Here is a 9702-nt window from a genome sequence, read left to right as displayed (position 1 = left end):
TGATAGAACACCACCGCCACGATGGCCATCAGGCCGACCATCGCCACGCACATCCCCGACCGCGCCAGACGCGCGTTGACCCGCGTGAGCAGGCCCGCGCTGCGCGGAGGGCTGTCGTCCATTGCTTGCAGCTCGATTTCCATGCCGCCTGCTCCCCTCGAAGGACGCGGCGCCTCCCTTCGTGTCATCGAAGGGAGGCGCCGCGTTTCACTGTGCTTACTTCGTGTCCTGGATGCGCTTCACGAGGCCGTCCAGCTTCGGCGTGTTCGCGAACTGCTTGTAGACGGGAGCCATCGCGTCGATGAACTCCTGCTTGTTCGCGACCTCGACGATCTGGGAGCCGGCCTTCACGACCACGTCCTTGGACTTCTGCTCACGCTCGTCCCACAGCTTGCGCATGTAGGGGACGGAGTCCTTGGCGGCCTTGCGGATGGCGGCCTGGTCGTCCTTCGACAGGCGGTCCCACGAGACCTTGGAGAAGACCAGCACTTCCGGCGCCATGGCGTGCTCGGTCAGGGTGTAGTACTTGGCCGCCTCGAAGTGGCGGGAGGATTCGTAGGAGGGGTAGTTGTTCTCCGCCGCGTCCACGATGCCGGTCTTCAGCGCGGTGTAGACCTCGCCGAAGGGCATCGGCGTGGCGTTGGCGCCCAGCGCCTGGATCATGGCGACGAACAGGTCCGACTGCTGGACGCGGATCTTGGCGCCCTTCATGTCGGCCAGCGTCTTGTACGGCTTGGCCGCCGAATACATGCTGCGCGAGCCGCTGTCGTAGAAGGCGAGGCCGACCATGCCCTGGCTTTCCATGGCGGCCAGGATCTCGTCGCCGATCGGGCCGTCCAGCACGGCGCGCATGTGCTCGGTGGAGCGGAAGATGAAGGGCAGGGCCGTGACCATCGTCTCCGGCACCACGTTGTTCAGCGGGGCGACGTTGATGCGCATCATGTCGAGCCCGCCGATCTTGAGCTGCTCGATGGTGTCCTTCTCGGTGCCCAGCGCGCCGTTCGGGTAGACCTTCACGCCGAGCTTGCCGCCGGTGCGCTCCTTCAGGAGCTTGTCGACGTACTTGACGGCCTCGACGGTCGGGTAGTCGGCGGGGTGGATGTCCGCGGAGCGGAAGTCGCGCGCCATGACCGGCGTGGCGAGCATCGTGCAGGCGGCGCAGGCGGCGAGAAGGGCGGCGCGGACGCCGCGGGTCGAGAGATGCATAGCGTATCCTCCTGGCGTTTTTGGACTGGTTATTAGGCTGGGGTCAGGCGAGGAAGTCCTCGCGGGGGGGTGTGAAGATGTCGAGCAGGACGCCCGGCTCCAGCGCCACGACGCCGTGCAGGGCGTTGGACGGCACCATGTAGCCGTCGCCGGTGCCCAGCCGCTGCGTGCGGCCTTCGATGGTCACGTCGAAGGAGCCCTTCTCGACCACGGCGCACTGGACGTGCGGGTGGCGGTGCTGCGGTCCGATGGCGCCGGTTTCGAACTCCACGCGCACCATCATCATGGCGTCGTTGTGGCCCAGGATCTTGCGGCGCACCCCGGCGCCCAGATCCTGCCACTCCACCGCGCCGTCGATCACGAAAACGTCCGTGCTCATCCTCGTCTTCCCCTGTTCTTGGCGGCAGCCCCCGATCGCCGATGGCGTCAGCGGGCGAGCCAGCCTCCGTCCACCGGCAGGATCGTGCCGTGGACGTAATCGGACGCATCGGAGGCCAGGAACACCGCGGGACCGCCCATGTCGGCGGGCTCGCTCCAGCGTCCGGCGGGGATGCGGGCCAGAATTTCGGCGTTGCGGCGCTCGTCGGCGCGCAGCGCGGTGGTGACGCTGGTCGCGACGTAGCCCGGCGCGATGGCGTTCACGTTGATGCCCTTGCCCGCCCATTCGTTGGCGAGCAGCCGGGTGATCCCCGCGATGCCGCTTTTCGACGCCGCGTAGGAGGGCACGCGGATGCCGCCCTGGAAGGACAGCATGGAGGCGATGTTGATGATCTTGCCCTTGCGCCCGTTCCCCAGCGCGTAGCGCCCGAACGCCTGGCAGAGGAAGAAGACCGACTTCAGGTTCACGTCCATCACCGCGTCCCAGTCGGCCTCGGTGAAGTCCAGCGGGTCGTCGCGGCGGATCAGCCCGGCGTTGTTGACCAGGATGTCCAGCCCGCCGAGCGTGCCGACCGCCTCTTCCATCAGGGCGGGGATCGGGGCGAGGCTGGAGAGGTCGGCGGGGATCGCGGCGAAGCGTCGGCCCAGCCCTTCGACCAGGGCGCGGGTTTCGTCCGGCGGGGTGCGCCCGGCCACGGCGATGTCGGCCCCGGCCTGGGCCAGGGCGACCGCGATGGCCTGCCCGATGCCGCCGTTGGCGCCGGTGACCAGAGCGGTTTTGCCCGACAGGGAAAAGGGGTTGGTCATGACGGCGTGCTTTCGTTCTTCAGAGGGGCCTTCAGAGGGCCTTCCGCCTGCACGCCGGAGAAGAAGAAGGGGTTGGCCCCCTGGGTGTCCGGGACGGACTCCAGCAGGGCGCCGAGATGGGTGACCATCAGCCGCTCCGCCTGGGCCGGGTCGCGTGCGGCGATGGCGTCCACGATGCCGCTGTGCTCGGCCAGCACATGGGGGATGCGGCCCGGCTCCGGCAGGGTCAGGCGGCGGTAGCGGTCCACCTGCATCTTCACCTGCTGGGCCATGTTCCACAGGCCGGGGAAGCCGGCGATCTCGGAAATCAGGCGGTGGAACTCCTCGTCGGCCTCGTGGAAGCCGTCGAGGTCGCCCGCCGCCGCCGTCTCCTGCTGAAGCAGGACGTTGGCCCGCAGCGCTGCGACCTGACTGCGCGCGGCACGGATGGCGGCGTAGCGGACCGCGGTGCATTCCAGCGAGGTGCGGATCACCACAGCTTCGGGAAGGGCGTTGACCGGGATGCGGGCGACGAAGGTGCCGGACTGAGGGAAGATCTCGACCAGCCCGTCGTCGGCCAGCCGCAGAAGGGCCTCGCGCACCGGGGTGCGGCTGACGCCGAAGGACTCCGCGACATGCTTCTCCACGATGGGTTCCCCCGGCTTGCGCCGCATCGCCACGATGTCCCCACGCAGCGACCGGTAGATCTCCGCGGTGGCCGTGGCGCGGGCGGACAGGCGCGGTTCCTTGGCGGTTCCCAAGGCGGTTCCGGGCACCTTGCCGGGCGGTTGGGCATCCAGGGCGGGCCTGGAGGTCGAAGCCATTGCAGTCCTCCCCATGCGCCGGCCCGTGCCCCGTCCGGGACCGTTCCGTGCTGTTCCTTGAGGAAGAGCATATTAATATATCAGCGTGCCGCGCAAGCCTGATTCTGCGGGTGGGCCGAACATTTTTCCGGGGAGTGGGGAAGGGGGAGGCCCGGAGCGTGACTGCATCGGCAACAAGGCGAATATTTGTGATAAAATCACAAGTAATTCGGATATGATGTTGCTGGCAGCCATAATGCTGCATACGAAAGTATGATGAGGCCATTCATGAAGTTCACCGATCAGATCAATCTAAGCGGCTACCTAAAGAACATTGGGATCAAGGGCAGCCCCTCTGCTGCTTTGTATCGTGAAAAGCTGTATGTGATTTACAACGGCGCCGGAAATGATGGTTTGTACTTCCTTACCTATGATGGAAAGGATTGGTCCGGGCCGACCCGCCTGGAAGGCATAGTCGGCAATGTCGGCGTCGCGGAGAACAGCAGCCCGTCCGCTATCGTGGCGCGTGATCTGCTCTATGTTTTCTACAACGGGGCCGGGAACGACGGTACTTATTATATCACCTATGACGGCAACGAGGTCAAAGGTCCTGTATCCATAAAGGGCCTCATCGGAGGCATGGGCTTCCAGAAGAGCACCAGCCCATCGGCGACCGTTTACGGAGATCCATATCTGTTCTGGGTTGGCTCCGGTGATGACGGGATCTATTACAGCATCCTGGACCATAACACCTGGACGGGGGGAACGAGGGTCAATGCTTATGCCTCCGGTGTAGGCATCGCCGGCGGCACCAGCCCATTCGCCATCGAGTACATGGCGGATTTCTACCTGTTCTATAATGGACGCGGCAACGACGGCACATTCTACACTGTTCTGACCAATCAAGGCTGGCAGCCGCCGGTCGGGATCAAGGGGCAGATCGGGGAGATGGGGTTCCGGGGAAACACCAGCCCGACGGCCTGCCTCAGTGGCGGCACCTACCAGCTTCTCGTGTTCTATGCGGGGTCCGGCCAGGATGGCATCTATGTCACCTCCTATGACGGCGTCGGCAGCAAGGCTTGGGCAAAACAGGTGCACGTCACCTGTCCGAACGGGGTTCCCGGCATTCTTGACGGCACCAGTCCCTGCGCCGTTACGTACAAGCAGACGCCGTACCTGTTCTGGAACGGCTCAGGCAATGACGGCATCTACATGACGACGGTCGAAGTTTAAGGCGGCCGATCTTGCGCCGGTCTGCCGATGATTCATGTCTTCGGCGGACCGGTTCTCCAGCAGGCGTCAAGTGCGGCACGCCGCGTGCCGGCGCACCGCCCCGAGCGGCTTCCGCCATCGCTCCCCCTTGCCAGCCTCCGTCCGCAATGGCATACTAGTATGCAAGTTGCTGCGATGGACGCCATGACCGACACGCCGACCTCCTCCGCCCCCACCGACATCCGCGGTCCCCGCCTGCACGGGGTCTACGACGCCCTGCGCGCCGCCGTGCTGTCGGGGGAGATCCGCCCCGGCGAGGGGATTTCGGAAACCCGCGTGGCCGCCCGCTACGGGGTCAGCCGCACGCCAGTGCGCGAGGCCTTCCGCCGGCTGGCCGATGAAGGGTTCCTGCGCATCGTGCCGCAGGTCGGCACCTTCGTGGCGCCGATCCAGCTCGCCGCGGTGTCCGACAGCCAGTTCATCCGCGAGACCCTGGAATGCCGGACCGTGCGGCTGGCCGCCGAGCGGGCGGAGGCGGCGGACGTCGCCACCCTCGCCGGCCTTCTCGACCGCCACCGCGCGGTGATGTCTCCCGACCGCCACGCCGAGTTCTTCGCCCTGGACGAGGCCACCCACGCCGAGCTGGCGCGCATCGCCGGGCGTCCGGCGGTGTGGGACCTGCTGGTCGCCGTCAAGGCGCAGCTCGACCGTGTGCGCTTCCTGTCGCTGCACGGCGAAGGCTGGGCGGCCAAAATCGTCGGCGAGCACCAGAGCATCGTGGACCGCGTCGCCGCCCGCGACCCCGACGGCGCGGAGGAGGCCATGCGCGCCCATCTGCGCACCGTCTTCGCCGCGGTGGACGAGATCGCCCGATCCAACAGCCATTTCTTCGAAACCTGAAAGCCGTCATGCGGAGTGTTCCATGCGCCTGAGCCCCGACACGCTGCCCTCGTTGCGCCCCGGCGTGCAGCGTCCCGGCTATGACCGTGCCGCGCTGACCACCGGCATCGTCCATCTCGGCATCGGCGCCTTCCACCGCGCCCATCAGGCCGTCTACACCGACGCCGCCCTGGCCCGCTCCTTCGGTCCCTGGGGCATCGCCGGGGTCAGCCTGCGCAGCCCCGACACGCGCGACGCGCTGGAGCCGCAGGGCGGCCTCTACACCGTCGCCGTGCGCGACGCCGCGGGCGAGCGGCTGCGGGTGGTCGGCTCGGTCACCGAACTGCTGGTCGCTCCGGAGGACCCCGCCGCGGTGCTGGAGCGGCTGACCCGCCCCTCCGTCCGCGTCGTGACCCTGACCGTCACGGAAAAGGGCTATTGCCACGACCCGGCCACCGGCGCCCTGAACGAGTCCCACCCGGACATCGTCCACGACCTCGCCAGCCCCGAACGCCCGCGCAGCGTGCCCGGCTTCCTGGTGGAGGCGCTGATCCGCCGCCGCGCCGCCGGGGTGGCGCCCTTCACGGTGCTGAGCTGCGACAACCTGCCGAGCAACGGCGACACCGCGGCGGGCATTCTGCGCCGCTACGCCGAACTGCGCGACCCCGCGCTGGGGGCTTGGTTCGCCGACAACGTGGCCTGCCCGAACAGCATGGTGGACCGCATCGTCCCCGCCACCACCGACGCCGACCGCGACCGCGTGTCGGACGGGCTGGGCCTGCGCGACTCCTGGCCGGTGGTGACCGAGCCGTTCAGCCAGTGGGTGATCGAGGACCGCTTCCCCACCGGGCGCCCCGCCTGGGAGCTGGAAGGGGCGGAGCTGGTCCCCGACGTCCATCCCTACGAGACGATGAAGCTGCGCCTGCTGAACGGCAGCCACTCCACGCTCGCCTATCTCGGCTACCTCGCCGGCTACGAGACGGTGTCCGACACCATGGCCGATCCGGCCTTCGCCCGGCTGATCCGCGGCCTGATGGACGAGGAGGCCGGGCCGACGCTGCGCATGCCGCCCGGCGCCGACCTCGGCCATTACAAGGACGCGCTGATCGAGCGCTTCCGCAACCCGGCCCTGCGCCACCGCACCTGGCAGATCGCCATGGACGGCACGCAGAAGCTGCCGCAGCGGCTGCTCGGCACGATCCGTGACCGGCTGGCCGCCGGGGCGCCGATCGACCGGCTGGCGCTGGGGGTGGCGGGCTGGATGCGCTACGTCTCCGGGACCGACGAGGCGGGCCGCCCCATCGACGTGCGCGACCCCATGGCCGCCAAGCTCGCCGAACTGGCGGCGGAGGCCGGTCCGGTGGCCGACCGTCTGGCGCCCGCCCTGTTCGGGCTGAACGCCGTCTTCGGCGACGACCTGCCGCGCGACCCGCGCTTCACCGCCGCGGTGACCGACGCGCTGGGCCGCCTCTTCGCCGAAGGGGCGCGCGCCGTTGTGCGCTCGGCGGCGGGCTGAGGCGCATTTACTCACGATTTCCATCGAGACATGCCGGAACCGGCACACCCTTCTTCTCAAGGAGCAGACCATGGAACAGACTTGGCGTTGGTTCGGCCCGGACGATGTGATCCGGCTCAACCACATCCGCCAGACCGGCGCCACCGGCATCGTCACCGCCCTGCACCAGATCCCCTACGGCGTGGTCTGGTCGGTCGAGGCGATCGAAGAGCGCAAGGCGATGATCGCCGCCGACCCCTCGCTGGGCCTGCGCTGGAGCGTGGTGGAAAGCCTGCCGGTCCATGAGTCGATCAAGATCGGCGAGGGTGACCTGACCCCGCTGTTCGACAACTACCGCCAGTCGCTGCGCAACCTCGCGGCCTGCGGGGTGACGACGGTCTGCTACAACTTCATGCCGATCCTCGACTGGACCCGCACCGACCTCGCCGCGCCGGTGCCGGGCGGCGGCACGTCGCTGCGCTTCAACGCCTTCGAGCACGCCGCCTTCGACGTCTTCATGCTGGAGCGCCCGGGTGCCGAGGACGACCATGCGCCGGAGGTTCTGGCCCGCGCCCGCGCCTGGTTCGACAAGGCGTCGGAGGACGACAAGAAGAAGCTGCTCGCCAACATCATGGCCGGCCTGCCGGGCGCCTTCGACCGCTACGACATCCCGGGCCTGCGCAAGATGCTGGACCGCTACAAGGACATGAGCCACGGCGCCCTGCGCGAGACGCTCGCCCGCTTCCTGCGCGAGGTGATCCCGACCGCGGAGGAGGTGGGCATCCGCATGTGCATCCACCCCGACGACCCGCCGCGCCCGCTGATGGGCCTGCCGCGCATCGTCAGCAACGAGGACGACCTGGACTTCATCGTCAACGTCATCGATTCGGAGGCCAACGGCATCACCTTCTGCACCGGCTCGCTGGGCGCCGGGGCGAAGAACGACGTGCCGGCCATGGTGAAGCGCTTCGCCCCGAAGATCACCTTCGCCCACCTGCGCAACGTGACGAAGGACCCCGACGGCTCCTTCCAGGAAGCCGAGCATCTGGGCGGCGACGTGGACATGGTGTCGGTCGTCACCACCCTTCTGGAGGAGCAGAAGCGCCGCAAGGACGCCGGCAATCCGAACTGGCGCATTCCCTTCCGCCCCGACCACGGGCACGAGCTGCTGGACGACGTGGGCAAGAAGACCCACCCCGGCTACCCGGCCATCGGGCGGCTGCGCGGTCTGGCCGAAATCCGCGGCGTGATGACCGCCGTGGCCTCGATGCGCCAGCTTCCGGTCTGACCCATGGAGACGTTCGAGCAGGTCCGGGTCCGGCGTCCGGAGCTTGAACGCTTCGTGGCGGAGCTTCTGCTCCGGGCCGGCGCCCGCCGGGACGGCGCCGAGGCGGTGGCCCGCGCGACCGTGGACGCCTCGGCCCGCGCCTTCGACACGCATGGGGTGCGGCTGGTGCCGCACTATGTGGAGTCGCTGCTCTCCGGGCGGGTCAAGGCCGCCCCGGAGATGCGCTTCACCCGGCAGGCCGCCGCGGTCGGCCGTCTCGACGCCGACGACGGCTTCGGCCACCTCGCCAGCTACCGCGCGGTGGAGGAGGGGGTGGCCATGGCGCGGGAGACGGGCATCGCGGCGGTGGCCGTGGCCCGTTCCTCCCACCACGGGGCGACCGGCTGCTACACGCTGGCCGCGGCGCAGCGGGGGTTTGCCGCCATCGGCATGACCCACTCTGACGCCATCGTGGTGCCGCACGGCGGGCTGAAGCCCTTCAACGGCACCAACCCCATCAGCTTCGCCCTGCCGGTGGCGGGGGAAGAGCCGATGCTGCTCGACATGGCGACCAGCAGCATCCCGCTGAACCGCGTCTTCCTGCGCCGTGCCTCCGGCCAGCCGCTGCCGCCGGAGGTCGCGGTGGACGGGGAGGGTGCCGTCACCACCGATCCCCATCAAGCGGTGGCCCTGATGCCGCTCGGCGGGGCGGAGTTCGGCTACAAGGGGGCCGGGCTGGCGGCGATGGTGGATCTTCTCTGCTCCGCCTTCACCGGCATGGCCCATGGCGCAGCACTTCCCCCCTTCACCGGCACGGAGGAGTCGCAGCCGGTTGCCCTCGGCCACTTCTTCATTATCCTGAGGCCGGAGCTGTTCCAGCCGCTCGCCTTGTTCAACAGCCGCGTGGCTGATTTCCTGGCCGATCTGCGCGCCCAGCCGGCCCGGCCCGGCGCCCGCGTCATGGCCCCCGGCGATCCGGAGCGCGAGGCGCAGGCCGACCGCCGTGCCAACGGCATTCCCGTGGATGTGGCGACCTGGACGGCGCTGCGCGGTCTTGCCGCACGCAAAGGCTGCGTCATGCCAGCCGCGGTGGCAGAGTCTTGACCGAAGAGAATCCTCGAATTCAGTTTGCATTCGAATAAAATACAGGGACAGGCGATCGGCAAATCGCTTGCCCTGTTTTTCTCACACCTCCCAAGTCCAGCCCAGGCCATGCTTTTCCCTGTGATTTCCGCCGCTTAGCCTTGCCACCACTTTCTTTCGGCGGAGGCGCGAAAAGATATGGCAAAAACATCACAATCAATTAAAATCAGGGCTGTGGTGCCGGCCCTTCGGGTGCCCGCGCCCCGATGACGAGGGAAGCGATTGGGATGAGCAACCGTCAGAATCCGCGACACGCCGCTGCTATGCTGTTCCGCGTGGTGGCTGCGAACGGGCGCTGCGACGTGCGTGCGATCGATCAGGTGCCGAAGAGCGCCCAGGAGATCGAACTCGAACGTTTCCTGCGCGACGGCTTCGCCCCCCAACCGTCCGACCGCCGGCGGGCTGTTCCCATCCGGGCCTGATCCGAAGGCCGCTTTCAAAAAAATCGTTCATCGCTGAAAAAAGCGCTTGCCGGGCTTGGCCGACCCGCCTATAACCCGGCTCCCACGACGCCGGGGCCGCTGAGAAGCGGG

Annotated in this window: 10 protein-coding genes; 6 read left to right on the top strand and 4 right to left on the bottom strand. The window is 68.0% G+C overall.

Features of this window, described 5'->3' with window-relative positions; translation table 11 throughout:
• Nucleotides 1-216: 216 nt before the first annotated feature.
• From QSG27_RS25095 to QSG27_RS25080, 4 genes are read right to left on the bottom strand one after another with little or no spacing between them, the layout of a single operon-like run.
• Nucleotides 217-1206, bottom strand: coding sequence for a TRAP transporter substrate-binding protein (locus QSG27_RS25095; RefSeq protein WP_306710982.1), 990 nt, complete (start codon nucleotides 1204-1206; stop codon nucleotides 217-219).
• Between the two features lie 43 nt (nucleotides 1207-1249).
• Complete coding sequence (locus tag QSG27_RS25090; protein WP_306710980.1) at nucleotides 1250-1585, bottom strand: cupin domain-containing protein; 336 nt, start codon at nucleotides 1583-1585, stop codon at nucleotides 1250-1252.
• Between the two features lie 47 nt (nucleotides 1586-1632).
• Nucleotides 1633-2391 (bottom strand): 2-dehydro-3-deoxy-D-gluconate 5-dehydrogenase KduD, encoded by a 759-nt coding sequence (kduD, locus tag QSG27_RS25085; RefSeq protein WP_306710978.1) that lies wholly within the window; start codon nucleotides 2389-2391, stop codon nucleotides 1633-1635.
• Nucleotides 2388-3194: a GntR family transcriptional regulator gene (locus QSG27_RS25080; protein ID WP_306710975.1), complete on the bottom strand. Its 807-nt coding sequence runs from the start codon at nucleotides 3192-3194 to the stop codon at nucleotides 2388-2390. The genes kduD and QSG27_RS25080 overlap by 4 nt, the downstream gene beginning before the upstream one ends.
• A 267-nt stretch (nucleotides 3195-3461) precedes the next feature.
• Here QSG27_RS25080 and QSG27_RS25075 point away from each other — a divergent pair, with 267 nt between their 5' ends.
• The 6 genes from QSG27_RS25075 to QSG27_RS25050 all read left to right on the top strand — a co-directional run bounded on the left by QSG27_RS25075 (nucleotide 3462) and on the right by QSG27_RS25050 (nucleotide 9591).
• Nucleotides 3462-4406 carry a hypothetical protein gene (locus tag QSG27_RS25075; protein WP_306710973.1) on the top strand — a complete coding sequence of 315 codons (945 nt, stop codon included), beginning with the start codon at nucleotides 3462-3464 and terminating at the stop codon, nucleotides 4404-4406.
• A 183-nt stretch (nucleotides 4407-4589) separates the two neighbouring features.
• Entirely contained in the window at nucleotides 4590-5285 is a 696-nt protein-coding gene (locus QSG27_RS25070) for a GntR family transcriptional regulator (RefSeq protein ID WP_306710972.1), read from the top strand.
• A gap of 22 nt (nucleotides 5286-5307) precedes the next feature.
• Nucleotides 5308-6780 (top strand): mannitol dehydrogenase family protein, encoded by a 1473-nt coding sequence (locus QSG27_RS25065; RefSeq protein WP_306710970.1) that lies wholly within the window; start codon nucleotides 5308-5310, stop codon nucleotides 6778-6780.
• 70 nt (nucleotides 6781-6850) lie between these two features.
• Nucleotides 6851-8047, top strand: a complete 1197-nt coding sequence (gene uxuA / locus QSG27_RS25060; RefSeq protein WP_306710968.1) for a mannonate dehydratase — start codon at nucleotides 6851-6853, stop codon at nucleotides 8045-8047.
• A gap of 3 nt (nucleotides 8048-8050) precedes the next feature.
• Complete coding sequence (locus QSG27_RS25055; protein ID WP_306710966.1) at nucleotides 8051-9130, top strand: Ldh family oxidoreductase; 1080 nt, start codon at nucleotides 8051-8053, stop codon at nucleotides 9128-9130.
• Between the two features lie 266 nt (nucleotides 9131-9396).
• Entirely contained in the window at nucleotides 9397-9591 is a 195-nt protein-coding gene (locus QSG27_RS25050) for a hypothetical protein (protein WP_306710964.1), read from the top strand.
• The last annotated feature ends 111 nt before the right edge of the window (nucleotides 9592-9702 follow it).

The organism is Azospirillum isscasi, from assembly GCF_030849505.1.
In the GTDB taxonomy this organism is placed as follows: domain Bacteria; phylum Pseudomonadota; class Alphaproteobacteria; order Azospirillales; family Azospirillaceae; genus Azospirillum; species Azospirillum isscasi.
The sequence above is the reverse complement of the archived record's forward strand: the minus strand, read 5'-3'. Positions and strand labels throughout refer to the sequence as shown.